This window comes from Kitasatospora sp. NPDC059817 (assembly GCF_042731835.1).
Lineage (GTDB): Bacteria > Actinomycetota > Actinomycetes > Streptomycetales > Streptomycetaceae > Kitasatospora.
Window position 1 is genome coordinate 1 of sequence record NZ_JBHWIR010000117.1, and the last position, 24,881, is coordinate 24,881.

At 74.2% G+C, this 24,881-nt stretch carries 25 protein-coding genes; 14 read left to right on the forward strand and 11 right to left on the reverse strand.

Features of this window, described 5'->3' with window-relative positions:
* Positions 1-173 precede the first annotated feature (173 nt).
* A complete protein-coding gene (locus ACFV61_RS23415) occupies positions 174-1,004 on the reverse strand; it encodes an SAM-dependent methyltransferase (RefSeq protein WP_380493686.1) in 831 nt (276 codons plus the stop codon).
* 244 nt (positions 1,005-1,248) lie between these two features.
* On the opposite strand from ACFV61_RS23415, the gene ACFV61_RS23420 reads away from it, so the two are divergent.
* From ACFV61_RS23420 to ACFV61_RS23445, 6 genes are all read left to right on the forward strand, one after another.
* On the forward strand, positions 1,249-1,596 hold the full coding sequence (locus ACFV61_RS23420; protein WP_063350688.1) for a PRC-barrel domain-containing protein: 348 nt from the start codon (positions 1,249-1,251) through the stop codon (positions 1,594-1,596).
* 145 nt (positions 1,597-1,741) lie between these two features.
* Complete coding sequence (locus ACFV61_RS23425) at positions 1,742-2,008, forward strand: metal-sensitive transcriptional regulator (RefSeq protein ID WP_063350689.1); 267 nt, start codon at positions 1,742-1,744, stop codon at positions 2,006-2,008.
* A gap of 513 nt (positions 2,009-2,521) precedes the next feature.
* Entirely contained in the window at positions 2,522-3,955 is a 1,434-nt protein-coding gene (locus tag ACFV61_RS23430) for an endonuclease/exonuclease/phosphatase family protein (protein WP_380493688.1), read from the forward strand.
* A 14-nt stretch (positions 3,956-3,969) separates the two neighbouring features.
* Complete coding sequence (locus tag ACFV61_RS23435; RefSeq protein WP_380493689.1) at positions 3,970-5,961, forward strand: phosphocholine-specific phospholipase C; 1,992 nt, start codon at positions 3,970-3,972, stop codon at positions 5,959-5,961.
* 97 nt (positions 5,962-6,058) lie between these two features.
* Complete coding sequence (locus ACFV61_RS23440; RefSeq protein WP_380343904.1) at positions 6,059-6,532, forward strand: VOC family protein; 474 nt, start codon at positions 6,059-6,061, stop codon at positions 6,530-6,532.
* Between the two features lie 4 nt (positions 6,533-6,536).
* Complete coding sequence (locus tag ACFV61_RS23445) at positions 6,537-6,986, forward strand: SRPBCC family protein (RefSeq protein WP_380493691.1); 450 nt, start codon at positions 6,537-6,539, stop codon at positions 6,984-6,986.
* Positions 6,987-7,026: 40 nt separating this feature from the next.
* Here ACFV61_RS23445 and ACFV61_RS23450 read toward each other — a convergent pair whose 3' ends face one another.
* The 3 genes from ACFV61_RS23450 to ACFV61_RS23460 all read right to left on the reverse strand — a co-directional run bounded on the left by ACFV61_RS23450 (position 7,027) and on the right by ACFV61_RS23460 (position 10,958).
* The gene (locus tag ACFV61_RS23450; protein WP_063350694.1) at positions 7,027-8,262 is read right to left on the reverse strand and encodes an aromatic acid exporter family protein; all 1,236 of its coding nucleotides are present in this window, start codon (positions 8,260-8,262) and stop codon (positions 7,027-7,029) included.
* Positions 8,263-8,369: 107 nt separating this feature from the next.
* Entirely contained in the window at positions 8,370-9,110 is a 741-nt protein-coding gene (locus ACFV61_RS23455; protein ID WP_063350695.1) for a polyprenol monophosphomannose synthase, read from the reverse strand.
* A gap of 270 nt (positions 9,111-9,380) precedes the next feature.
* A complete protein-coding gene (locus tag ACFV61_RS23460; protein WP_380493693.1) occupies positions 9,381-10,958 on the reverse strand; it encodes a N,N-dimethylformamidase beta subunit family domain-containing protein in 1,578 nt (525 codons plus the stop codon).
* Positions 10,959-11,315: 357 nt separating this feature from the next.
* Here ACFV61_RS23460 and ACFV61_RS23465 point away from each other — a divergent pair, with 357 nt between their 5' ends.
* Positions 11,316-13,217 carry an amino acid transporter gene (locus ACFV61_RS23465; RefSeq protein ID WP_380343972.1) on the forward strand — a complete coding sequence of 634 codons (1,902 nt, stop codon included), beginning with the start codon at positions 11,316-11,318 and terminating at the stop codon, positions 13,215-13,217.
* Positions 13,218-13,275: 58 nt separating this feature from the next.
* Here ACFV61_RS23465 and ACFV61_RS23470 read toward each other — a convergent pair whose 3' ends face one another.
* The 3 genes from ACFV61_RS23470 to ACFV61_RS23480 all read right to left on the reverse strand — a co-directional run bounded on the left by ACFV61_RS23470 (position 13,276) and on the right by ACFV61_RS23480 (position 15,297).
* Entirely contained in the window at positions 13,276-13,545 is a 270-nt protein-coding gene (locus ACFV61_RS23470; protein WP_363582603.1) for a GlsB/YeaQ/YmgE family stress response membrane protein, read from the reverse strand.
* A gap of 171 nt (positions 13,546-13,716) precedes the next feature.
* Positions 13,717-14,517: a HEAT repeat domain-containing protein gene (locus ACFV61_RS23475; protein ID WP_380493695.1), complete on the reverse strand. Its 801-nt coding sequence runs from the start codon at positions 14,515-14,517 to the stop codon at positions 13,717-13,719.
* A gap of 69 nt (positions 14,518-14,586) precedes the next feature.
* Positions 14,587-15,297, reverse strand: a complete 711-nt coding sequence (locus ACFV61_RS23480; protein WP_380493697.1) for a TetR/AcrR family transcriptional regulator — start codon at positions 15,295-15,297, stop codon at positions 14,587-14,589.
* A 115-nt stretch (positions 15,298-15,412) separates the two neighbouring features.
* On the opposite strand from ACFV61_RS23480, the gene ACFV61_RS23485 reads away from it, so the two are divergent.
* Positions 15,413-16,687, forward strand: a complete 1,275-nt coding sequence (locus ACFV61_RS23485; protein WP_380493699.1) for an FAD-dependent monooxygenase — start codon at positions 15,413-15,415, stop codon at positions 16,685-16,687.
* Here ACFV61_RS23485 and ACFV61_RS23490 read toward each other — a convergent pair.
* Positions 16,671-18,521: a hypothetical protein gene (locus ACFV61_RS23490; protein ID WP_380493701.1), complete on the reverse strand. Its 1,851-nt coding sequence runs from the start codon at positions 18,519-18,521 to the stop codon at positions 16,671-16,673. The genes ACFV61_RS23485 and ACFV61_RS23490 overlap by 17 nt on opposite strands.
* Positions 18,522-18,855: 334 nt before the next feature.
* Between ACFV61_RS23490 and ACFV61_RS23495 the strand changes: the two genes are divergently transcribed.
* Both ACFV61_RS23495 and ACFV61_RS23500 read left to right on the forward strand, forming a co-directional pair.
* Positions 18,856-19,485: a CBS domain-containing protein gene (locus tag ACFV61_RS23495; protein ID WP_380493703.1), complete on the forward strand. Its 630-nt coding sequence runs from the start codon at positions 18,856-18,858 to the stop codon at positions 19,483-19,485.
* Between the two features lie 142 nt (positions 19,486-19,627).
* A complete protein-coding gene (locus tag ACFV61_RS23500) occupies positions 19,628-20,278 on the forward strand; it encodes a beta-glucanase (RefSeq protein WP_380493705.1) in 651 nt (216 codons plus the stop codon).
* A 10-nt stretch (positions 20,279-20,288) separates the two neighbouring features.
* Here the strand turns inward: ACFV61_RS23500 and ACFV61_RS23505 are convergent, their stop codons facing one another.
* Positions 20,289-20,660, reverse strand: coding sequence for a hypothetical protein (locus ACFV61_RS23505; RefSeq protein ID WP_380429920.1), 372 nt, complete (start codon positions 20,658-20,660; stop codon positions 20,289-20,291).
* Between the two features lie 156 nt (positions 20,661-20,816).
* On the opposite strand from ACFV61_RS23505, the gene ACFV61_RS23510 reads away from it, so the two are divergent.
* Positions 20,817-21,179 (forward strand): hypothetical protein, encoded by a 363-nt coding sequence (locus ACFV61_RS23510; RefSeq protein ID WP_380493707.1) that lies wholly within the window; start codon positions 20,817-20,819, stop codon positions 21,177-21,179.
* Between the two features lie 128 nt (positions 21,180-21,307).
* Here ACFV61_RS23510 and ACFV61_RS23515 read toward each other — a convergent pair whose 3' ends face one another.
* Complete coding sequence (locus ACFV61_RS23515) at positions 21,308-21,718, reverse strand: organic hydroperoxide resistance protein (protein WP_380493709.1); 411 nt, start codon at positions 21,716-21,718, stop codon at positions 21,308-21,310.
* 117 nt (positions 21,719-21,835) lie between these two features.
* Between ACFV61_RS23515 and ACFV61_RS23520 the strand changes: the two genes are divergently transcribed.
* The 3 genes from ACFV61_RS23520 to ACFV61_RS23530 all read left to right on the forward strand — a co-directional run bounded on the left by ACFV61_RS23520 (position 21,836) and on the right by ACFV61_RS23530 (position 23,824).
* Positions 21,836-22,309, forward strand: coding sequence for a MarR family winged helix-turn-helix transcriptional regulator (locus tag ACFV61_RS23520; RefSeq protein ID WP_380429923.1), 474 nt, complete (start codon positions 21,836-21,838; stop codon positions 22,307-22,309).
* Positions 22,310-22,565: 256 nt separating this feature from the next.
* Complete coding sequence (locus tag ACFV61_RS23525; RefSeq protein WP_063350704.1) at positions 22,566-23,138, forward strand: RNA polymerase sigma factor; 573 nt, start codon at positions 22,566-22,568, stop codon at positions 23,136-23,138.
* The gene (locus ACFV61_RS23530; RefSeq protein WP_063350705.1) at positions 23,135-23,824 is read left to right on the forward strand and encodes a hypothetical protein; all 690 of its coding nucleotides are present in this window, start codon (positions 23,135-23,137) and stop codon (positions 23,822-23,824) included. Before ACFV61_RS23525 ends, ACFV61_RS23530 begins: the two co-directional genes overlap by 4 nt.
* Positions 23,825-23,901: 77 nt before the next feature.
* Here ACFV61_RS23530 and ACFV61_RS23535 read toward each other — a convergent pair whose 3' ends face one another.
* The gene (locus ACFV61_RS23535) at positions 23,902-24,570 is read right to left on the reverse strand and encodes a GAP family protein (RefSeq protein ID WP_380493711.1); all 669 of its coding nucleotides are present in this window, start codon (positions 24,568-24,570) and stop codon (positions 23,902-23,904) included.
* Between the last annotated feature and the right edge of the window lie 311 nt (positions 24,571-24,881).

Sequence of the window (24,881 nt, forward strand, 5' to 3'; positions counted from 1 at the left end):
TATTGAGTTGGGGGGGGGCGGGGGCGGGCCGTCTCGCCGCCCCAGCTCGCCCCCCCCCCCGACCCCCCCCCCCCCAGGGCGGAATCGTCGGATCAGCGGTTGTTCGGGGAGGGTCCCGGCTCGGGGGGGGGGGGAATCAGTAGACCGGTCGGTATATTCACCCCGGGGCGCCGTCAGGGCTTGCGACCCACCGCGCCGTAGATGCTGACGCGGTCGGCGCCGGGGGCGGGGGCGGTGTCGGGGCGCCAGAGGGGGACGGTGGTGATGCCGGGGTCGAGGAGGTCGAGGCCGTCGAAGAAGGTGCGGACCTCGTCGCGGGTGCGGCCGACGAGGGGGGCGGTGGCCTTGTCGTAGATGCCGGTGACGCGGTCGCGGACCTCGGCGGGGATGAAGTCGGCAGTGCCGTGCGAGAGGACGAGGTGGCTGCCGGAGGGGAGCGCGTCCATCAGCGTGTCGACCGCCTGGTACGGCTTGTCCTCGTCGCGCAGGAAGTGCAGGACGGCGGCCAGGACGAGGCCGACCGGTCGGGAGAGGTCGAGGAGCCCTGCGGCCTCGACGGCGGCGAGTACGGCGGACGGCTCGCGTAGGTCGGCCTGGAGGACGGCGGTCCGCCCCGGGCCCGTGCCGGACATCAGGGCGCGGGCGTGGCTGAGCACGATCGGGTCGTTGTCGACGTAGGCGACCTGCGCCCCGGGATTGGCGGCCTGGGCGATCTCATGGGTGTTGCCGGCGGTGGGGATGCCGGTGCCGATGTCGAGGAACTGGTCGATGCCGAGGTCGGCGACGCAGCGCACCGCGCGGGTGAGGAAGCCCCGGTTGGCCCGCGCGGTGGAGCGGAACTCCGGATTGGCGGCGAGCGCCTTGTCGGCGGCGGCCCGGTCGGCGGGGAAGTTGTCCTTCCCGCCGAGGTAGTAGTCGTACATCCGGGCCGGGTGCGGGATGTCGGGCCGTAGGTCGGCCGGGGTTCCGGCTTCGCCGGACTCCCACAGGTCGTCGTGTCCCACGGCCGTTGCCTCCGTCTGTTGACGATCGGATGATCTGCTTGCAACTCCCTCGGCGGACAGCCTAAAGCCCAGGTCACGGCCCTGGTGGCGGTTGGTCGGGTCACCCCTGTATGTCCGTTTTCGTCGCCCATCGCGCGCCCCCGGTCGTCCCGGCGCAGGATGGGAGGTCCCGGCGGCGAACCGTCGCCGGACGACGGAAGCGGAAAGGCCGGGGAACGGGAGGTCCGACGCCGTGGTGATCGCTATGGCAGACATCCGCGAATGGCGCGGCCACGTCGTGGTCGACGAGAAGAGCCACCGCATCGGCTCGCTGGAGTCCGTCTACGTGGAGACGGCCACCGACCAGCCGTTCTTCGCCACCGTCACGGTCGGCCTGGTGACCAAGCGCCGCCTGGTGTTCGTCCCGCTCGACGGGGCGGTCGTCGGGCCGGACTACGTCCGGGTGGCGTTCCCGAAGAACCAGGTCAAGCAGGCGCCGTCGATCGGCACCGACGACGTCCTGCCCGCCGAGGAGGAACCGGCCGTGTTCGCGCACTACGGGCTCCCGTACGAGACCGGCGCCGGTGGCGAGCGCCGCCTCGCCCGCCGCTGAGCACAGCCGCTGACCAAAGCCGCTGAACACCGCCGCTGAACCGCCGAAGGCCCCAGCGCCCCTCGCCCGCATCGCCCCGCCCGGGAATGGATACCCCGCCGGGTACAGTTGTCAGTCGACAGTCGATGCGAAAGGCGGCCCGGACATGCAGGTGGACGAGGAGTCGGTCGGCGCGGTCCTGAACCGGCTGCGCCGTGCCCAGGGCCAGTTGGCCGGGGTGATCGCGATGATCGAGGCGGGCCGTGACTGCAAGGACGTGGTCACCCAGCTCGCGGCGGTCTCGCGCGCCCTGGACCGGGCCGGGTTCAAGATCGTGGCCAGCGGCATGCGCCAGTGCATGGCCGTCTCCGACGAGGACACCCCGCCGATGAGCGAGGCCGAGCTGGAGAAGCTGTTCCTCGCCCTGGCATAAGTCAGGAAGCCGAGGAGCGCAGAAGCCAAGAGGCGCAGCAGCGCAGCAGCACAGGAGGGCCGCGACGGATCCCGTCGCGGGCCCCCCCCGCGTGTGGCCCCCCCCCCCCCCCCCCCCCGCAGGCCCCCCCCCCCCCCCCCCCCCCCCCCCCACCCCCCACCCCCCCCCCCCCCGCCCCCGCCCCGCGCGCCGCCTCCCCCCCGGCGCCGCCCCCGCCCCCCCCCGCGGGCGCGCCGCCCGCCCGCCCCCCCCCCCCCCCGGCGTTTCCGGCCCTCCCAGCGCTCCCGGCGTTTCCGCCGAGGATTCCCGCCGCCCGCCACGGAGTTCCCGAACCGCCCGATGGGCCGTCACGCGCCGTTCACGTCCCGGTCGCTGACTTTCGGATGAATGAGGGCCGCCCGCAGTTGTACAGCCAACTGCCGGGCCCTCCCTCCCCAGCCTCCGTGACCAGCCGCGCGCGGACCCGGCGCCGACCCCCGGCGGACCGGGCCCCGGGCGGCGGACAGGACAACCGTGGCCGCAGGCAGCGCCCTGACCCTCACCTCCTCCGCCAACCCCACCGAAGGCGACCGGCTCACCTTCCACTGGACGACCGACGCCCCCGACGCCAAGAACTGGGTCGGCGTGTACGACGGCGGCCGCCAGCCCGGCAACGGCAGCTCCCTCGTCTGGAAGTATGTCCCGGGCACCTCCGGCGACCTCCAGCTCGACACCTCCGCGCTGACCGGCGGCCCGTACACCGCCTACCTGCTCGCCAAGGACGGCTACGGCGTCCTCGCCCAGACGGCCCCGTTCAGCTTCCGCGCCAAGCCGGCCGTCGTCCGCCCGCACAGCGCCGTGGACGCCCTCACCACCGCGCCCGTCGCCCCCGGCACGGCGGTCTCCGTCAAGCTCGGCGGCCTCTGGTCCCGCCCGGCCGGCAACCCGGCGGGGAGCGCCGCCTTCCGCAAGGTCAGCGGGCCGTCCTGGCTGAACGTCACCGCCGACGGCACGCTCACCGGCACCGCGCCCGCGGCGGGCAAGAGCCCCGAGGTGGCCGTCGTCGGCGTCAAGGACAGCGCGGGTGCCGTCGACACCGTCACCGTCCTCATCCCCGTGGTCGACCCCGCCGCGCCGCCGCGCCTCAAGGCCGCCAGCTGGAACCTGCACGACGCCGGCGCCGGGTACACCGACGCCCTGGAGAAGCAGCTGCGCGTCGTCCTCACCCAGGGCCTGGACGTGCTCGCCCTCCAGGAGACCGCTGGTGAGCGGGCGAAGACCCTGGCCGACGCGCTCGGCTGGTACGCCTACCAGAGCCCCGGCAGCGTCGGCATCCTGAGCCGCTACCCGCTCGCCGACGTCACCCCGCCGACCGCCGACCTGCCCGCCGCCGGGGCCACCGTGCAGCTCCCCGGTGGCCGGGCCGTCCGGTTCTGGGCCGCGCACCTCGACGAGGCCGGCTACGGCCCGTACGCGCTCCAGGACGGTCGGACGGCCGCCCAGACGGAGGCGGCCGAGACCGCCTCGCTCCGCGTGAAGCAGGCCAAGGCCCTGGCCGCCGCGGTGCGCGCGGACATCGCCCGGCACACTCCGGTGGTGCTCGCCGGCGCCCTCTCCTCGCCGTCCCACCTGGACTGGACGGCCGCCACCGCCGCCGCGCACGGCGGCGTCGGGGTGCTCAACTGGCCCGTCGGCGTGGCCCTTCAGGGCGCGGGGCTGACCGACACCTTCCGCGAGGAGCACCGCGACCCGGTCAAGTTCCCGGGCGCGACCTGGTCGCCGACCCGCAAGCAGCGCGGCGCCAAGCCCGAGCCGCAGGACCGCATCGACTACGTCCAGTACGCCGGCCCGCTGAAGCTGGTCGAGGCGCACACCCTGGTCGCCGACTGGCCGCAGCCCGAGCCGAACACCGCCGCCAACGAGTGGCCCTCCGACACCGCCGCCGCCGTCGCCACTTTCCAGCTCTGAGAGGCCAGTTCGTGATGTCCGAGCTCTCCCGCCGCACCTTCGTCGGCGCCACCGCGGCCGTCGGCGCCACCGCCCTGACCGGATTGGGCGCCGCCCCCGCCGAGGCCGCCCCCGCCGCCGCCCCTGCCGCCTCCGAGCGGCTGACGGGCACCATCAAGGACGTCAAGCACGTCGTCGTGCTGATGCAGGAGAACCGCAGCTTCGACCACTACTTCGGCACGCTCAGCGGCGTCCGCGGCTTCGGCGACAAGCAGGCGCTCCAATTCCCGGACGGCGCCGACGTGTTCCGCCAGCCGGACAGCCGCCGCAGCGACGGCGGAGCCATGCTGCCGTACCGGATGGACACCTCGAAGTACAACGCGCAGAACGCCGGCGGCCTGCCCCACGACTGGGCGACCGGCCACCAGGCGATCAACAACGGCGCGATGAACAAGTGGATCGCCGCCAAGGGCGAGCGCACCATGGGCTACTTCACCCGGGACGACATCCCCTACCAGTACGCCCTGGCCGACGCGTTCACCCTCTGCGACGCCTACTTCACCTCCCTCGCCGGCCCGACCGACCCCAACCGGCTCTACCTCTGGACGGGCACCTCCGGCCCCGGCCGCGACGGCACCACCGGGCCCTGGATCGACAACACCCCGGTCACCGACAACCCCGTCGCCGACTGGACCACCTACGCCGAGCGCCTGGAGCAGGCCGGCGTCAGCTGGCGGGTCTACCACAACCCCAGCAAGGACGACCGCACCGGCGACTACGACGACAACGCCCTCTCCTACTTCAAGCAGTTCCACAACTTCCCTCCCACCGACCCGCGTTACATCAACGCGATGACCAAGTTCGACCCGGCCGCCTTCGACCGCCACTGCAAGGACGGCACCCTGCCGACCATCTCCTGGCTGGTCGCCCCCTACCTCTTCTCCGAGCACCCGGAGGCCGGCCCGGCGTACGGGGCGCACTGGGTCAACCAGGCCCTCCAGTCGCTGATGTCCAACCCGGCGGTGTGGGAGCACACCGTCTTCCTGGTCATGTACGACGAGAACGACGGCTACTTCGACCACATGGTCCCGCCCACCCCCGAGCCCGGCACTCCCGAGGAGTTCACCCAGGGCCGCGCCATCGGCCTCGGCAACCGCGTCCCGCTGTGGGTCGTCTCGCCCTGGTCGCGCGGCGGTTGGGTCAACTCCCAGGTCTTCGACCACACTTCCGTGCTGCGCTTCATGGAGCTGGTCACGGGCGTCGCCGAGCCGAACATCTCGGCCTGGCGCCGGTCCGTCTGCGGCGACCTCACCAGCTGCTTCGACTTCGCCGCGCCGAACCCGTCCGTCCCGTCGCTGCCCGACACCACCGCCCTGATGGCCAGGGCCGACGCGGGCACCAAGCTGCCCGGCGTCGCCCTCCCGGCGGTCGGAGCCCAGGCGATGCCCGTCCAGGAGCGCGGCGAGCGCCCGCACCGCCCGCTGCCCTACCAGCCGTGGGCCGACGTGGAGGTGGACCGCAAGACCGGCAAGGTCACCTGCACGATGAGCAACGACGGTTCGGTGGCCTTCCCGTACACCGTCTACCCGAACATCGCGCTGCCCTTCGCGGGCACCCCGTACACCGTCGCCCCCGGTGCCACCGCCCGGTACGTCTGGGACGCCGCCACCACCAACGGCCGCTACGACTTCACCGTCCACGGCCCGGACGGCTTCGTCCGCCGCTTCGCCGGCACCGTGGTCCGGGACGGGCAGGACGGCCAGAACGACATCGGCGTGCCGATCGTCACCGCCGACCTGCACGGCAGCGTGCGGCTCACCTTGCAGGTGGCCAACGACGGCATGACCGACGTCTCCTTCACCGCCGCCCCCAACGACTTCGCCGGCACCGCGCAGACCGTCCGGGTCAAGCCCGGGCAGCAGGTGAACCTGTCCTGGCCGCTGGACAAGCAGGGCCGCTACGACGTCGTCGTCACCGCCCACACCGGCCTGCGCTTCGTGCAGCGCTACGCGGGCTGGGTGCACTGACCCGGTAGCGGGCGGGCCGCGGGCCGGGGGCGCCGAACCGGTGACCCCCGGCCGTGGCTCGGCCGTCCGGGCGGGGCCCGGGGCTACCGTCGGGCGCATGCAGAAGATCACCACCTTCCTCTGGTTCGACGACCAGGCCGAAGCGGCCGCCACCTTCTACACCTCCCTCTTCCCCAACTCCCGCATCACGCAGGTCACCCGCTACCCCGAGACCGGCCCCGGCGGAGCCGGCTCGGTCATGACCGTCGCCTTCGAACTCGCCGGGCGGGAGTACGCGGCCCTCAACGGCGGCCCCGAGTTCCACTTCACCGAGGCCATGTCGCTGCAGGTGGAATGCGAGGATCAGCAGGAGGTCGACGAGCTCTGGGCCGAGCTCACCGCCGACGGCGGCCAGGCGGGCCCGTGCGGCTGGCTCAAGGACCGCTTCGGCCTCTCCTGGCAGATCACCCCGCGCGTCCTGCTCGACCTGATCGCCGACGAGGACCGGGCCAAGGCCGGCCGGGTGATGGCGACGATGATGCGGATGCAGAAGATCGAGGTCCAGCCGCTGCTCGACGCGGCCAGAGGCTGACGCGATGGCCGCGCCCGCCTTCCGCAGCACCCTGTACCTGCGCGCCACCCCCGAGCGGGTCTGGCACGCCCTCACCAACGCCGACGAGTCCGGCCTCTACTGGGGCCACCGCAACGTCTCCACCTGGCTGCCCGGCGCGCCCTGGGAGCACCAGCGGGCCGACGGCTCCGGGACGGCCGACGTGATCGGCGTCGTCGAGGCCGTCGACCGCCCGCACCGGCTGGTCACCACCTGGGCGGGGCCCGGGGAACGACGCCCGGGCGGTCCCTCCCGGGTCACCTTCGAGCTCCGGGGCTGGCACGACCTCACCCGGCTCACCGTCACCCACTACCAGCTGGCCGACGAGGCCGAGCGGGCGGACGTCGAGCAGGGCTGGTCGGCGGTGCTGTCCAACCTGAAGACCTACCTGGAGACCGGCCACCCGCTCCCGCAGGAACCCTGGTCGATGCCCTGAGCCCCCTGAGCCCCCCGACCCCCCGGAGTCCGACGCAGGGTCAGCGCCCGGCCCGCACCGCTGGGCGCGCCCGCTCGCCCCGGACGAACCGGCGCAGCCCGGCGAACCGCGAGAACCGCTCCCGGCTCGCCACCGAGGCCCGGTCCAGCTCCTCCATCAGCCGTCGGCTGCGGTGCTCCAGGTCCAGTTCGTCCAGGATCCGGTCCACCTCGGCCAGTATCGAACCGTGCAACTGCCACGCCTCCGGGTGCTCCCGCACCTTCTGCAGCAGCACCTGGGCGACGTTCTCCCGGCAGGTCCAGGCCGCGGCCAGCTCGGCGGTCAGCCGCCGCTCCGCCTCCTCGGCGCTGCGGCTCACCTGGGTGGTGACCAGCACCGCGAAGCTGACCATGGCCCCGCCGACGTGCGCCAGCAGTTCCTCCAGGCCCACCGCGACGTCCGGCGGGAACAGCCGCTCGCCGGGCGCGCGCCGCTTGGCCAGGTCGGTCAGCGAACGGGCCAGCACCCGGATGACCACCACGCAGATCTCCAGGGTGTCCAGCCCGGTGCGCAGCACCAGCCGGGACAGCAGCCCGTCGTTGATCCGCGGATTGAGCCGCAGGCTGTCCTCCGCCTGGCGCAGTGCCACGTCCACGTCGGCGATGGCGTGGTCGAGCCGGCGGGCCTCGTGCAGCTGCTCGGCGGCCCGGGCGACCGGGGTCGGACGGCCCAGCTGCTCGGCGATGTCCAGCAGCAGCTGCCGGGCCCGCCGGGCGAGGTCCTCGATCGACTCCCCGGCGGTGTCCACCCAGACCGGCGGGGCGAACAGCAGGTTGAACAGCAGGCCGACGGCGGCGCCGATCAGCGTCTCCAGCACCCGGTCCCAGGCCTGCGAGGCGAGCCCGCTGACGCCGAGGATCAGCATGGCGCTGATCGCGACCTCCTGGACGAACTCCTCGACCCGGACGAACCGGCCGACGACCAGCGAGGCCAGGATGATCAGCCCGAGGCTCCACCAGGAGAGCCCCACCACGGCGCTGAAACCGGTCGCGATCAGCACGCCGACCACCACCGAGTTGACCCGGCGGATGCTGGTCTTGAGCGTCGAGTAGACGGTGACCTGCACCACCAGCAGCGCGGTGAGCGGGGCCGTCAGCGGGGCTGGCTCGTTGCTGAGCCGGGTGGCCACCGCGAAGGCGAGGGTGGCGGCCACGGTGGCCCGTACGGTCTGGACGACGAACGGTTCTCGGGCGCCGCGGCGGATCAGGGCCGTGAGGGACTCCGGGAGAAGGGCCATGTCGCCCTTCTTTCCCTGTGGCAGCCCTTCACACCGCCGAGCCGCCCGACCGGCACCCGTATGCCCGGGCCTTGACCCGGGCCAGGGTCACGGCGGCGGGATACGGCCTACCGCGGGTCCTGACGGTTCAGCCGCAGCTTCCAGGGCGCCAGCGCCGACTCGACCTGCACCCCGATGCTCATCTTCGACGCGCCCTCGATCCGCTCCTCGAAGCGGATCGGCACCTCGCGGATCGTCAGGCCGCGCTGGACGACCCGGTAGTTCATCTCGACCTGGAACGAGTACCCGCTGCTCTGCACGGTCGGCAGGTCGATCGCCCGCAGGGTGCTCGCCCGCCAGGCCTTGAAACCGGCGGTGGCGTCCCGGACGCCCAGGCCGAGGATGGTGTTGACGTAGAGGTTGGCCCACGCGGACAGGGCCTTGCGGTGCCAGGGCCACTCCGCGGCAGTCGAACCGCCGGGCACGTAGCGGGAGCCGAGCACCACGGCGGTGTCGTCGGCCAGCAGGGCCTGGACCATCGCGGGTATCGCCGAGGCCGGGTGCGAGAGGTCGGCGTCCATCTGGACCACGACGTCGGCGTCCTCGTCCAGGGCCCGGGCCATGCCGGCCAGGTAGGCGCGGCCGAGGCCGTCCTTCTCGGTGCGGTGCAGCACGCCCACGGTGCCGCCGGACTCCGCGGCGAGCTTGTCGGCGATCTCGCCGGTGCCGTCCGGCGAGTTGTCGTCGACCACCAGCAGGTGCAGGCCCGGTACCGGGAGGTCCGCGAGAAGACCCGCGAGGACCGGAAGGTTCTCCCGCTCGTTGTACGTGGGGACGACGACAACGACCTTCGGGGAGGCCTCGACCATGTTCTGTTTCCCTCGTGCCCTTTCCGGCCGGCACCCGTGCCACGCCGGACGGTTGTCCTTGACGACCTGCGGTGGATGAGACCGTGCGAGTGTATCGGTGCGGCGGACGGTTCCTCGCCCCGGGTGACGGGCTGGGCACGGCCGGCCACGGCCCGGAAATCCGTTCGACCGCGATGCGTGCCCGGGGCGCCGCGTCACCGCCCCGATCCGTCGTTCCGGGAAATTTCTTCGACGGCCCCTCGCAGACGGTCCCTCGCAGCTCCCGGCGGGCTACGCCCCGCCGTAGACGGTCGCGAGGTTGTCCCGGGCCGGGTGGGCCAGGCCGGCCGGGCCGGCGGCGAAGGTGCGCAGGACGTTCTCGGTGACCCGGCGGACCAGGTCCCCGGCCCGGGCGTCGATCCCGTGGTCGGCGCTGCCGCCCCCGGGCCCGTGCGCGTCCAGGGCCTCCACCCAGCGCATCGTCCCGGAGGCGAACACCCCGGCGCCGCCCGGCACGGTGTAGTACGCGGTGTCGGAGTGCGAGCGGCGGCCCTCGCAGACCACGGGGGAGTGCGCGATCACCTCGATCGGACGCGGGGTGGGGAAGGCGGTGTCCACCCGGTCGTACTCGACGCCGACCAGGTGCGGGAACGACGCCCCGGCGGCGACGCCGGTGCCCTCGAACGCCCAGTGCTCCGGCGAGCCGACCACGTACGGGGCGTCCACCGGGTAGCCGTCGTAGATCACGCCGAGCATCGAGCTCTCCGGGTCGGCGCCCGGGCCGGCCCGGAAGTCGGTGGTCGCCGGGGCGCCGGCCTGGTGCCCCGGGTCCTGCGCCCACGCGTCCTTGTAGCAGACCACCGTCCGGTCCGGGCCCAGCTCCGAGGGCTCGAAGCGGACCCGGCGGAAGCAGCAATTGGCGCCCAGGACCGCCAGGTTGGTGCCGGCGTCCCGGGCCGCGACCACCTGGGCGCGCTGCTCGGGGGACCAGTACTCGTCGTGGCCGAGCGAGAGGACGGCGCTCGCGCCGTGCAGCAGCCCGGGCTCGCGGGCCACGTCGATCCCGGTGGTGTAGGCGAGCGGCAGCCCGAGCCGCTCGGCGAGCGCGACCAGTGGCGCCTCGTACACCAGGAACAGCCCGGCGCCGTGGTCGTAGTCGTAGGGCCGGTCGAAGACCACCCGCAGCGAGCGGGTGGCCAGACCGCCGGTGGGGCCGTTGTAGAGGCTGTACCCGCCCCACCCGTTGTACGCCTGCCAGGTGGCGGGGGCGCTCATCACCACCGTCCGCCCGGCGGTGGCGGCGGAGCGGACGGTGAGCGGGACGTAGCGCTGGCCGGAGCCGTCCTCGGCGTCCAGGCGCAGCAGGTAGGCGCCCTCGGGCCAGCCGGTGGTGTCCACGGCGAGGGTGCGCTGCCAGCCGGTCAGCACGGTCCTGGTCGCGGGGTCCACGTGCGGGGCGGGCTGCCGGCCGCCCGGGACGTGCTCGCGGCGCCAGACCAGGCGGGCGCGGGCGCCGTCGTACCAGCCGGTGCGGTAGGCGGAGACGGTGAAGGCGGCGGCCGGGGTGGAGACGTGCAGGCCGAACTGCTCACCGGGCAGCACGCTGACCCGGTCGGCGAAGCCCTCGATGGCGTCGGCGGGGCCGGGGTCGGTGATCTCCCAGTCGGGCGCGCCGGGAAGGGACTGCTCCGGCGGGACGTCCACGTGCTGGGCGTCAGCGGTCGGGGCGGGGTCGTCGGCGGAGGGGCGCGGGGCAGGGCCGTCGGACGAGGAGTGCGGGGCGGGGTCCGGGTGGCGGGTGCCGCAGGAGGCGGTGGCCGCCGCCAGCAGGCCCAGGCCCAGAATCCCCCGCCGACTCGGTTCCGCCACCGCTGCCTCCCTGGTGTCCGTCCTCGGCAAACCTGCACACATCGGTCGATCGCGCGGACATCCTCGCCCGTTCCGAGCAGCAGGTGCGGCCCGCCGCGCCGGGACGACCAGCACGGCGGGGCGCCGCCCGCCACCGCTGAGGGCCGTCCGGGGCACCGCTGGCGTGTCCGGACGCGCTGCTCCCCGGCGGCACCGATCCGGTCCCCTAGCCTGACCAGGCCCGCCGTCCGGCGGCCTTTGGGGGGCCGGAGCCGAGCGCGGCCGGCCGACTCGTGGACAGGGGTGCACGTGGTGTCGTCGGATTCGGCCGATCCGGGGGTGACGCCCGCGACCCGCGGCGCGAGGTTCCGGGCGTGGATGCTGGAAGGCCTGTCGGACATGGCCAAGCAGCACCCCGGCCCGCACGCCGAGGCGCCGCACGTCAAGGGCCAGCGCTGGTGGCGGGTGATGTGCCTGACCGGCCTGGACTACTTCTCCACGCTCGGCTACCAGCCCGGCATCGCCGCCCTCGCCGCCGGCCTGCTCTCGCCGCTGGCGACCATCGTGCTGGTGATCGTCACCCTGCTCGGCGCCCTGCCCGTCTACCGGCGGGTCGCCCAGGAGAGCCCGCACGGCCAGGGCTCGATCGCGATGCTGGAGCGGCTGCTGTCGTTCTGGCAGGGCAAGCTCTTCGTTCTCACGCTGCTCGGCTTCGCGGCCACCGACTTCATGATCACCATCACCCTGTCGGCCGCCGACGCGACCGCACACCTGGTGGAGAACCCGCATCTGCACAGCGTGCTGACCGGCAAGCAGGTGACGATCACCCTCATCATGGTGGCCCTGCTCGGCGGGGTCTTCCTCAAGGGCTTCAGCGAGGCGATCGGCATCGCCGTCGTCCTGGTCGCGGTCTACCTCGCGCTGAACGTCGTGGTGGTGACCAACGGACTCTGGCACGTGCTGAAGGCCCCGCACGTCGTCGGCGACTGGACCGACGCGCTCACCGCCGAGCACGGCAACGTGATCGCGATGATCGGCGTCGCACTGATCGTCTTCCCGAAGCTGGCGCTCGGTCTGTCCGGCTTCGAGACCGGCGTCGCCGTGATGCCGCACATCGAGGGCGACCCGGACGACACCGAGGAGAAGCCCACCGGCCGGATCCGCGGCGCCCGCAAGCTGCTCACCACCGCGGCCGCGATCATGAGCTGCTTCCTGATCACCACCAGCCTCATCACCACCCTGCTGATCCCGGCGGACGCCTTCAAGGCCGGCGGCCAGGCCAACGGGCGGGCGCTCGCCTACCTCGCCCACCAGAACCTCGGCAACACCTTCGGCAGCGTCTACGACCTGTCCACGATCGCCATCCTCTGGTTCGCCGGCGCCTCCGCGATGGCCGGACTGCTCAACCTGATGCCGCGCTACCTGCCCCGCTACGGCATGGCCCCGCACTGGGCCCGCGCGGTGCGCCCCACCGTGATCGTCCTCACCCTGATCGCCTTCCTGGTCACCTGGCTGTTCGACGCCAACGTGGACGCCCAGGGCGGCGCGTACGCGACCGGCGTGCTGGTGCTGATCAGTTCGGCCGCCATCGCCGTCACCATCGCCGCCCACAAGTCCGGGCAGCGCCGCAGGACGGTCGGCTTCGCCGTGATCGCCGGGGTCTTCCTCTACACCACGGCCGTGAACATCGCCGAGCGGCCGGACGGCGTCAAGATCGGCGGCTGCTTCATCGCCGGCATCATGCTGGTCTCCTTCCTCTCCCGGCTCAAGCGGGCCTTCGAGCTGCGCGTCACCGACGTGGTGCTCGACGCCGTCGCGGAACGCTTCGTCCGGGACTACATGCACCGCCCGCTGCGGCTGATCGCCAACGAGCCGAACAGCCGGGACCTCGCCGAGTACCGCGACAAGATCCGCCAGATCCGCGCCGACAACGACATCCCGGTCGAGGACGACCTGGTGTTCGTGGAGGTCACGGTGCTCGACCCGTCCGACTTCGAGGCCGAGCTGACCGTGCGCGGCGAGGTGCTGCACGACCGCTACCGGGTGCTGACGCTGCAGAGCTCCAGCGTGCCGAACGCGCTGGCCGCCCTGCTGCTGCGGGTCCGGGACCTCACCGGGCAGCAGCCGCACATCTACTTCGAGTGGACCGAGGGCAACCCCTTCGCCCAGTTCCTCAGGTTCTTCCTGTTCGGGCAGGGCGAGATCGCCCCCGTCACCCGCGAAGTCCTGCGCGAGGCCGAACCGGACCGCAGCCGCCGCCCGGCCGTCCACGTCGGCTGACGGCACCTCCCCGCCGAACGGGTCGGCCGTCTGCGCCTCTGCTCAGTGGCAGCCCAGGTCAGCGACTCGGGTGGGACTTGCTCCAGGCCGGGGCGACGAAGGCCACCAGGGCGACGGCGAAGCCGAGTTGGAGGAGGTGCCGGATCCAGTCGATGCCCGAGGTGTGGCGGACGCCGATCCATCCGGAGACGGCGTTGCCGAGCCAGGCCCCGGCGGCGCCGAGCAGCATCGTCAGCCACCAGGGGATCGACTGCGGCCCGCGCAGGATCAGCTTGGCCAGTACGCCCAGCACGAAGCCGATGAGCAGAATCCACAGGAGCTGGAACATCGCAGTCCACCTTCCGGGCGCCGCCGGACTGACACCGGCGCGCCGAATCGCCGAGACGCGGTTCGTCCCATGATCGCCCGGATCGGCCGAACGGGCACGTCGGGAGCTTCTACGGCTCCGGCCGTACCTGCTCGGTCCTGAGCTTCACCGAGGATTCCTGGCGGCCGGCCCTCAGCGCTCCAGTGCCGCCTCGACGGCCTCGCGGACGTCCGGGTGCGGGTCGTTCGCGAGGCCGTCGAGCAGGGCGGCGACACCCGGGGTGGACCAGCCGGCGACGGCCCACACCAGTTCCTCGCGCACGGCCGGGTCCGGGTGGGCGGCCAGCAGGGCGAGGCGGTCCAGTGGGCCGCGGCGGCGGCGCCCGAAGCTCTGCAGGGCGGCGAGCAGTTCGGCGGGGTCGCCCGGCTCGCCGGCGGCCTCGATCCGGGCGAGCAGGACGGGCACGGGCGGCGGTGGGGCGTCCAGCGGGTGCTGGTGGCGCTCGCGCAGTCGACGGCTGCCGTACCCGCCGACGGGCTGGCAGCCCATGCAGGGGCAAGGCCGGGTGCCGTGGGCGTTCGGCTGGTAGCGCCAGCCGGAGACCTGCGGCACGCCGCGGATCCGGTGGACCTCGCGGGCGCCCACCGCGCGCGGCACGAACACCTCCCAGCCGCGCGGGTCCGCCAGTTCGGCGATCCGCCGCACCGCCTCGGCGGCGGGTACCCGCTGCTGGGCGTCCCTCGCGCGGTCCCGGTAGTGCCCGGCCAGCACCTGCTGGGTGTCGTCCAGCCGGAGGTGCACCGCGACCAGCGAGCCCCCGGTGCCGAACCGGGCCAGTTCGCGCAGCCACTGGTGGGTCAGCGGGTACGAGGGCAGTACCGGGAAGCAGTACAGCCCGCGCACCCCGCCCTGCCCCCGGCTGTCGGCCCGGATCCCGGCGCGGCGGATCCGCGGCGAGTTCGCCGCGGCGGTCAGGTGCACGAACATCGCCATGGCCCGGGATGCTAGCGGCTGGCCGACCGCGGGCCCATCGGATTTCCTCGGGAGGCGGGGCAGGAGGCGTCAGGCGGTCCCCGTGCGGCGGGTGATCAGGGCGGCGAGGCCGTCCAGGATGCGGTTCAGGCCGAAGTCCAGGGCCTGGTCGCGCCCGTCCTCGCCGGTCATGGCGGCGGCCAGGGCGGGGTAGCGGTCGGCGTGCTGGTGCACCAGCGTGCCGAGGGCGGTGAGGAGTTCGGCTTCGGGGGAGCCGTCGGGCCCGGCGGCGCGGGACTGCTGGGCGATGCTGCGGACGTGTCCGGCGAGCAGGACGGCGGCGTCCATCCGCTCGGGGCCGGTCAGTCCGTGGCCGTCGAGGGCGGTCACCACCCGTTCCAGCCAGGTGAGTTCCTTCGGGCCCATCACCCGGGGGCCGACGGTGGCGTCGAGCAGCCATGGGTGGCGGCCGAACGACTCGGTCAAGTGGTGCGCCCAGGCCGTGAGTTGGCCCCTCCATTCGTGGGCGTGCCGGTCCTGCGGGGGCTCGCCGACGGCGGCCTCGACCATCAGGGCGACGAGTTCGGCCTTGCCGGGCACGTAGCGGTAGAGCGACATCTTGGTGAAGTCGAGCAGCCCGGCGACCTTCTGCATCGAGACCGCGCCCAGGCCTTCGGCGTCCGCGATCTCGACGCCCGCCGCCGCGATCCGCTCCAGGCTGAGGGCCGGTTTCGGCCCGCGGGTGGGCTTGGCCGGGGGGCCCCAGAGCAGCCGCACCATGTCGTTCGCCGCCTCGCTCACATTCCGCTCCCGTTCTGGGGGTTGCTCGTCCGACCTAACTGCGTCTACCGTACACAGCAGCAAATAGTATCCACCGGACACAGTTTCTCGATCCTCTCGGACGGAGTGGTTTCCCATGAGCACCAAGGTCCTGATCTCGGGCGCGAGCATCGCCGGCCCCGCCCTGGCCCACTGGCTCGGCCGGTACGGCTTCGAGGTCACCGTCGTCGAACTCGCCCCGGCGCTGCGCGGCGGCGGCCAGAACGTCGACTTCCGCGGCCGCACCCACCTGACGGTGCTGGAGCGGATGGGCGTCCTCGACGAAATGCGCGCGCTCGACACCGGCGGCAGCCCGATGACCTTCCTCGGCGCCGACGGCCGCCGACTCCTGCACCTGCCCGCCGAGTTCGCGGGCGGCGAACTGGAGATCCCGCGCGGCGAACTCGCCCAGCTGCTGTACCGGCACAGCCGCGCCCGCGCCGATTACGTCTTCGGCGACTCCATCACCGCCCTGGAGGAGACCCCGAGCGGTGTGCGGGCCGCCTTCCGGCACGGCGCGCCGCGCGAGTTCGACCTGGTGATCGGCGCCGACGGGCTGCACTCCAACGTCCGCCGGCTCGCCTTCGGCCCCGAGCAGCGCTACGTCCGCCACCTCGGCTACTACGCGGCCACCTGGCAGTTCCCCAACGACCTCGGCCTGCCGCCCGGTTCGGTCGGCCTCAACGTCCCCGGCCGGCTCGCCTCGATCGGCGCCGACCACCGCGACCCGGCCCGCGCGGGCGCCTTCTGCCTCTTCGCCTCGCCCGAACTGCGCTACGACCGCCACGACCAGGAGCAGCAGAAGGCCCTGGTGCGGGACGCCTTCGCGGGCCTGGGCTGGGAGGTACCGCGCCTGCTGGAGAGCCTGCGGCACGCCCCCGAGCTCTACTTCGACTCGATCAGCCGCGCCGACGTCCCCACCTGGTCCAGCGGCCGGATCACCCTGCTCGGCGACGCGGCCTGCGGCGCCACCATCGGCGGCATGGGCACCGGCACCGCCGTGGTGGCCGCGTACGTCCTGGCCGGCGAACTGGCCCGCGCCCGCGGCGACCACCGCACCGCCTTCGCCCGGTACGAGCAACTGCTGCGCGGCTACGCCCAGGGCTGCCAGAAGGGCGGGGACCGCACCGGCCCGTTCCTGGCGCCGCGCACCGCCACCGGCCTGCGCGTGCGCAACGGGCTGCTGAACCGGCGCTGGGTGCTGAACCGGATGCTGGAGCTCGGGAAGCAGGTCTCCAGCGTCGAGCTGCCGGACTACGAGCTGCCGAAGGGCGGGCTGCCGGACTACGAGCCGCCGGAGAGCGAGCTGCCGGAGAGCGAGCTGCCGAAGTGCGCGCGCGAGTCGGCCGGTCGGTTCAGTGCGGCGGGCTGATCCGGGCGCCGCCGTCCAGGGCCGCCTCCACCTGGACGGCCGCCCGGGCCGGGCGCTCGACGGCCAGCGTGTGGTCCGGGGCGGGCCGGTCGGCGGACCAGTCCGGGCCCTTGACGGCGAGCCGGGTGACCCGCCGGCTGCCCGCCGCGAGTAGGAACTCCGTCCCCTGCGGGGAGCGCCACCAGGCCCAGCCGACGACGTCCTGCTCGAACCGGCTGCACGCCCGCCCCGGGCCGCCGCCGGTGCGCTGCGGGCCGCGGGCGGTCGGCAGCAGGACGGCGGTGGCGGCGCTGCCCTCGCCGGTCCATCGGTCGGCGCGCAGGCAGACCCAGGACGCCGAGCCCGCGTTCTGCGGCAGCGGCTGCACCGCGAAGGCCCACAGGTTGAGCTGCTTGACGCCCGGCGTGCCGTCCGGGACGGCGCAGCCCGCGCGGGCCCAGGCCAGCAGCGCGTCCTGGCCGGTGGCCTCGCGCGGCTCGCGGGCCGGCTGGGTGCGGTCCGGTGGCGGGGAGTAGGTGAGGTGCGCGGGGACGAGTCCGCCGAGGTCGGTCAGCAGGAAGGCGTGCTTCTCGGCGATGGCGGGGGAGGAGTGCAGCTGGAGCACCGTGGCGCCGTGGCAGTCCGCGAGCCCACCGCCCGGGACCGCCGCCGTGACCCCGTCAGGGTGGTCCAACGGCCGTGCGGGGGAGTCGGGTTGGTCGATCCGGCGGGTCTCGGCGGCGTCCACCCAGGGGGCCAGCAGATAGCGCACGGCGGTGCCCTGGCGGCGCAGCACCACCGCGCCCGCCGTGGTCACGTCCGAGTCGTCGGCCCGGGCGAGGTCCAGGCCGCCGTCGCGCCCGTCGGTGTAGCGGGCGAGCCGCCGGCCGTCGAACAGCACCACCACGGCGGCGCCGTCGACCGTCCCGGCGAACAGCAGGGCGGGCGGGGCGACGGGCGTCGTGGCGTCCACGCCCGGCTCGGCGCGGGTCTGCGGGCCCGGCCGCTCCCAGGCGGCCAGGGCGCGGCCGAGCAGCGCGCCGTCGTCGCGGCGGTCGCCGCGGGCGGGCCAGGCGGTGAAGTCGACCCGCGCGGTGTGCTGCCACCGGTCCGGCTCGACCCGGGTCAGGCGGGCCGGGTCGGCCGCGGTGCCGGACGGGGCGGGCGCGGGGCGGGCCGCAGGCGCGGCCGGGCCGGAGTCGGCCACCACGGCCGCCGTCGTGCTGAGTCCGAGCAGGCCGACCAGCAGCACGGCGCCCCACGTCCGGCGGCGGCGCAGCAGGTCGGTGGGCTGGACCCGCACCGCGCACGGGTCGAAGGCCGGCGGCTCCGGGTCCGCCCCGCCGGTCACACCGGCCGCCGCAGCGACGGCCTCCTCGGGGCGCTCGACCCCGGCCTGTCGCAGCGCCCTGGCCGCCTGCTCCGGCGTCAGCCCCTCCACCGCGCGCAGGGCGAAGGCCGCGCGGGCGGGGGCGTCGAGCGCCGCGAGCGCGTGGTCCAGCGCCGCGTCCTCCTCGCCGCCGTGCGGGGTGAACAGCCGCAGTCCCCAGGTCCGGGGAGCGGGCAGCCGCCGCGCGGGGTGCGGCCGCAGCGCTGCGCGCAGCACCCGCAGGCGCAGTGCGGCGTACACCGGGTCCTCGTCCGCCGCCGGCGGACCGGCCGGGCGGGTCCAGCGGGAGGGAAGGGCGCGCTGGACGGTCGCGTGCGCGGCCAGCACCCGGCTGTGCCGGTCCCGGTCGGCGGGCAGCGCGAGGTACGCCAGCCGGGCCAGCCTGCGGTAGTGGCGCACCAGCGCGGCCTCGGCCTGGGCCACCGGGCGCGCCGCGGCGCCCTGCGCCGGCGATGCCGCGCCCATCGTCCGTCCTGCCAACGGGCCCTCCCCGGATGCCGTGCGTGCTGTCGTGGTGGACGGTCCAACGAGTCGATCATGTGATGGTTGCGCCGTCCGGGTCGCCGGGTCGGTGCGTTGCTGGTTTCGGCGAGGCGGCGGGCGGGCGGCGGTTCGGCACGGTGTCGGATCCGCGTTCGGCGGGCGGGCCCAAGGTCCCGCCCGTTCAGCCCCTTGGCCCCTGGCGGCCCGTGCCGCCGGGCGCGATGCTGCCGGTACCGGCCGGGACGATCCGCGCCCGGCCGCAAGAGTGTCGTGGACGAGGTGAACCGGCGTGCGGCATGCCACCGTCGAATCAGTGATGACCAGCCCCGTGGTCCGGGTCGCGCCCGAGACCGGCTTCCGGGAGATCGTCGCGCTGCTGACCGAGTACGACATCACCGGGGTGCCGGTGGTGGACGCGGAGGGGCGGCCGCTCGGGATCGTCTCCGAGGCCGACCTGCTGCGCACGCTGGCCGCGCAGGAGGATCCGGGCGCGCTGCTGCCCGCCCCCGAGGCGGCGCCGGCCGGCCCGGGCGGTGCCGTGACCGCGGCCGACCTGATGACCGGGCAGCCGGTCTGCACGACGCCCGGGACCAGCGTGGTCGCGGCGGCCCGGCTGATGAGCCGGCACGGGCTGAAGCGGCTGCCGGTGTTGGACGAGGACGGACGGGTGGCCGGCATGGTCAGCCGCGGGGACCTGCTGCGGGTGTTCCTGCGCGAGGACGTGGTGATCCGGCGGGAGATCGTCGAGGAGGTGCTCGGCCGGATCGACGGGGTGAGCCCGGCGGAGATCGGCGTCGAGGTCGATCAGGGCCGGGTGGTGCTCAGCGGTACGGTGCCCGAGCCGTACCTGGTCCCGATCGTGCTCAACCTGTGCCGCTCGGTGGACGGCGTGGTCTCGGTCACCGACCGGCTCGGTGCGGGCGGGGCGGCCGCTCCGGTGGGCTGATCCGTCGATCCTGCGATCCGACCGCTGTGCGCCGCCTCGGCCCGGGCGGTTCGCTTCGCATACTGCGGAGCGTATCGGGTAACTCACCCTGTGTGCCCGGCGGGTCGAACTGTCGGGGCGCCGGAGCACAGGGGAGGCGGCCGTGGCGGTCGTGTTCGACGCGGACTTCACTTCGACCAGACAGTGGACTGCCGGGCGCACCAGTGCCTACCCCCGGATGGGGCCGACCAACCGGAGCGACCACAAGCTCGACTACCTCGGCCGCGGCTACTGCCCGGGCGGCGTGTTCAGCGCCACCCGGCGGCTCGTCGGCGGGCTCTGGACGTGCAACCTGCTCACCACCGAGGGCAGTCCGGACGGCTTCCAGGCCCGCACCGGCGACCAGCTGTCGGCACGCATCACGCTGCCCGCCGGGCTGGGTGCCTGGCCGGCCGTCTGGACCTGGCGGGACGGCGGCAACGAGGTCGACCTCTTCGAGTACCACCCCGACCACCCTGACCTGTTGGAGTTCTCCAACCACGTCCGGGGCGGGTACCGGTACTGGCACGGCGCCGGCTCGGGGATCGCGCCCGGGTCGACCTTCGACCTGCGGGTCGTGCTCGGCGCGAACTCGGTGGACTGGTACGTCGAGGACGAGCTGGTCTACGCGGACCTGCACGGGGTCGGTCCCGGCTGGCAGGCGTACCTGATCGTCAACCTGTCGGTCGCGGACGGCACGTACCACGACCGGCCGCCGCTGCAGGGGCCGGACCGGCTCAGCTGGGTCTGCCACAGCCTTCAGGTCGAGCGCTGAGCGTCCCGCCTCACGGGGCGAAGGTGGCGGTGACCGGGCCGCGCGGGCCGGAGCGCTGGAACCAGACCGTCCGGCGGTGCGCGCCGATGTGCGCGGGGTGGGCCACGTACAGGTCGTCGCGCGGGGCGCGTTCGTTGCCGGGGGCCAGGGCCGCGTCCACGGCGCGCGCGGCGATGGCGTGCAGCAGGGCGGTGGCGGTCGCTTCGGCCGCGGGCGGTGCGATGGCGAGCGCGGTGAGTTCGGCCCAGAGCGCGGTGGAGACGTAGCTGATCGGGGAGTGGCCGAGCGCGGGATGGGGGCGATGGTCCCCGTGGCGCCGCAGCACCCCGGCCGTGACGAGCTGCTCGGGCGAGCGGTCGTCGGCCGGTGGGTGGTGGTTCATGGGCGGCAACGCTACCCCGGTGGGCCGGGCGCTGAGCGCCGGAACGTTTTCTCAGGCTTTCTTCAGGGCGCTTCGGCCCGGTGCGGGCGCACGATGGTGGTGAGGCGCTGGTCACCTCGGCGGGCCCCGGCTGCGGGGCCGGAGGAGGAGGTCCCCATGAGGTACTGGCACGGACACGGCCACGTCCTGGGTGGCTGGGGCATCGGTGTGATGGCGGTCTTGACGCTGCTGGTCCTGCTGGTGCTGGTGCTCGCCGCCATCGCCCTGTTCCGGTACGTGTCGCGGTCGCGTCGACCGCTGCCGTACGGCCCGGCGGGTCCGGGTGCGGCGGGGCCGGGTTCGGGTTCGGCGGCTTCGGGTGCGGCGGGGCCGGGGTGGGGCGCACCGCACGGCGCGGTGGCCGGGCCGACGCCCGAGCAACTGCTCGCGGAGCGGTTCGCGCGTGGCGAGATCGACACCGAGGAGTACCGGCACAGGCTCGACACACTGCGCTCGGTGAACGGGCCGGGTGACGGCTGAGCCGGGGCGCACGCGGGCCCGCCACACGGTGGTGCGTGTGGCGGGCCCGTCTGCGGTGGCGGCCTGGCCGGCGTTTGCGCAGCCCGTTCGGCCTGCGCGGTCTACTCGGCGTGCGTGGCCTGCTGGGCCTATTCGACGACCAGCTCGACCGGGATGTTGCCGCGGGTGGCGCGCGAGTACGGGCAGACCTCGTGCGCCTGCTTGACCAGCTGCTCGCCGGTCCCGTCCGCGAGTGCCTCGGGCAGTTCGACGCGCAGCACGACGGCCAGGCCGAAGCCGGCGCCGTCCTTGCCGATCGACACCTCGGCGGTGACCGAGACCTCGCTGGTGTCGACCCGGGCCTGGCGGCCGACCAGGCCGAGGGCGCTGGCGAAGCAGGCCGCGTAGCCGGCCGCGAACAGCTGCTCGGGGTTGGTGCCCTGGCCGCTGCCGCCGAGCGCGGGCGGCATCGCGAGCGCGAGGTCCAGCTGCCCGTCGGAGCTGACGGCGCGGCCCTCCCGGCCGTTGGCGGTGGCGGCTGCGGTGTAGAGCGTGTCCATGGTCGGTTCCCTTCGTGTGTTCCGGCGGCCGCCCGGGCCGCCCTCTGGAGATAAGTAGAGCACGCAATTCAATTGCGCACAACTGAATGGCGTGAGGGTGATCGGTACCATGGAGCCATGACCACGCTCCCCGGCATGGCGGACGAGGAACTGCTCCGCCTCGACCAGCAGATCTGCTTCTCGCTGAACGCGGCCTCCCGCGCCTTCGGCGGCGTCTACCGGGTGCTGCTCCGCGACCTCGGGCTCACCTACCCCCAGTACCTCGTCCTGCTCGTGCTCTGGGAGGACGGCGACCTGCCCGTCAAGCGGATCGGCGAGCGCCTGCGGCTCGACTCCGGCACGCTCTCCCCGCTGCTCAAGCGGCTGGAGGCGGCCGGGTTGGTGCGGCGCGAGCGCAGTCCGGAGGACGAGCGGTCGGTCACCGTCAGCCTCACCGCCGAGGGCTCCGCCCTGCGCGAGCGGGCCGGCCAGGTGCCGCGCCGGCTGTTCGGCGCGACCGGGCTGCCGGTCGAGGACCTGGCCGCGCTGCGCGTACTGCTGGAGCGGGTGACCGCCGCGCTGGACTCGGCGGTGGTGGAGCCGGCGCCGTAGTCGCGGCATCCGCCCTGTCAAGTCGGGCGGTCCGCAGCCTGTGACGTGGGTCACGTGCGTCTGGGTCCCGGGCTCCTGTCGGGGCCGAACCGGCAGGTCAGCGCCGGTTTTCGAAAGTGAACGGAAACGGTCGCCAATTGTCCGCCTGATCCGGTCAACAACCCGGGCCGCCCGGACGGTTACACCACGAGCCCCCAGGGGCCGTCGGCGTGCCACCCGGTGGGCCGGCCAGCTGACCCACGAAAGGGGGGCGCGTGTGCTGAACACCCCCGGGCCGGGCGAGAAGCGGGACCTGCGGGCGGACCCGCTCGGCGCGCTGCCGGCCGACTTCGAGGCCTTCTTCACCCGCGAGCACCCGGGCTACCTCCGGTACGCCCAGCAGCGCCTGCGACATCGCGAGGACGCGCAGGACGCCGTCCAGAACGCGGGCGCCACGCTCTACAAGAACTGGCGCCGCGCCCTGGCCAGCGCCGACCCGCAGGCCTTCGCCTTCAAGATCGTCAAGGATGCGGTGGTGGACCTCCTGCGCGAGCGCCGCCGTGCCGAACGCAAACGGCTGCGCGTCATCGCGCAGCGTCGGCCAGACACCAGCCAGGACGAACTGGACCAGCTCGCCGAACTCGACGCGCTGGACTGGGCGATGGAGGAACTCGCACGCGCCGCCCCGGTCCAGGCCGACGTCGTCCGGCTGCGCCAGGCGGGCCTGTCCTACCCGGACATCGGCCGCAGCCTCGGCATCGCGCACACCACCGCCCGCACCTACTACAGCCTCGGGCGGCGCCACCTGGAGTACCTGCTGGAGCAGCCGGACGACGGGCAGGCGCCGTGAAGGTCACCGAACTGCTGCGGGCGGACGCCGCCCTGCTGGAACGCGAGTTCCGCGACCACGACCCGGCCGCCTTCACCCGTCGGCTGGCCGAGCGGCTCGCCGCCGCCCGCCGGCCCGCGCCACCCGCCCGCGAACGCCCGGCCCGCCCGCCCGCGAACGCCCGGCCGCCGCACGCATTCGGCGAGCCCCCGTGGGCCGGCGGCCGGACCGAGCTCCGCCGCGACCTGCGGCACCTGTGCGCCACCGTGGCGGGCGCGGTGGACCCGGCCGAACTGGCTCTGGACCTCGAACTCGCCGAGAAGACGGCCTTCCGCACCCTCGGCTGCCTGCTCTACGGGATGGGCCGCACCGCCGACGGCGTCTTCTGGTGGCGGATCGCGACGCAGTACGGCGACCAGCTGGCCGTGCACTGCCTGGCCGTCCACTACGCGGCCGAGGGCGAGACCCGGGACGCGGCCCGCTGGGCCGCCCAGGCCGAGGACCTCAGCGCCCCCGGTCACCTGCCCGCCCTGGCCCCGGACGCCGGGCCGGGCGGCGCCGCGCAACTGGCGCGGGAACTGGCCGAGCGCTACGACGGCGAGATCCTGCTGACGCTCAGGGACGTGCTGGCGGTGCGCCCGGGGGCGGACGGCGGACGGCTGGGCCTGCGGTCGGTGCGGGGGAGAGGGGTGGTGCGCATCCGGTGAGCCGGGCGGTGGGGCGGTGGGGCGCTGGTGGGTGGAGGGCGGTGGTGGTGGCAGCGGGGCGGCCGCCGCCCGCGGGCTCACGCGAGCCCCGTGATGGCGTCGCCGACGTACTCGGCCCCGATCACGGCCAGCACGGTGGTCGTGATCGCCGTGCTGTGGGTGGCCAGCCAGGCCTTCCACTCCCCGAGGGTCCGCGCCGAGCGGTCCCCGCGGAGCAGGTGGACCGCGAGCGGAAGCAGCGTGCACAGCGAACCGATCAGCACCATCAGTGCGGCGGCCACCACCGTGCCCCCGACCCCGGCCGTACTGGCGGCGATCGAGGCCGCGCCGCCGACGGCCAGTGCCAGGTTCTTCGGGCCGGTCGTGACCAGGGCCACCGCGAGACCGGCCGACCGGCCCGCGCTGAAGCGGCCCACCTCCCGCATCCACCTCGGCGGCGCGGTGACGTGCCCCGCGCGGGGCCGGTCGCGCCACTGCTTCCCGGTCATCAGGACGAACAGGACGCCCAGCGCGAGCTCCAGCCAGTACGACCAGGTCGGCCGGCCGCCACCCGAACCCAGTGCGCTGCCCGCCGCCACCACGACCGCCACCACCGCCGCCAGGCCGACCGCCCAGCCGGCCGCGAAGGCGAGCGCGATGGTCCGCCCGCGCGGTGCGGCCAGCATCAGGACCACCGCGACCAGCGCCGGCGGGCTGATCGCGAGGCCCACCGCCGACGCCAGCATCGAACCGACCGCCTCGCCCATCCCGCTCCCGCCTCCTCGCCGTCGCCCGGCGCAGCCGCTGTCAGCGCCCGTCCGGCGCAGCCGCGGTTCGGGCCCGTGCCGTGAAACCGCTGCCCCGGGGCGTCCGGTGAAGCCGCTGCCCCGGGCCTGCTCCGCCGGGCACACGTCTGCCCCATTCAGCTACGCCCGGGGCCGCCGTGCACGGCCGGGACCGCTGTGCGGGTGAGGTCCGGGGGCGCTCAGGCCCGGAACGGCCGTCGTTCGACCGGAACCGCCGAGGGCCGCCGCACCAGGCGCTATAACAAAAAAGACACAGCAGACGACAAAGCAAA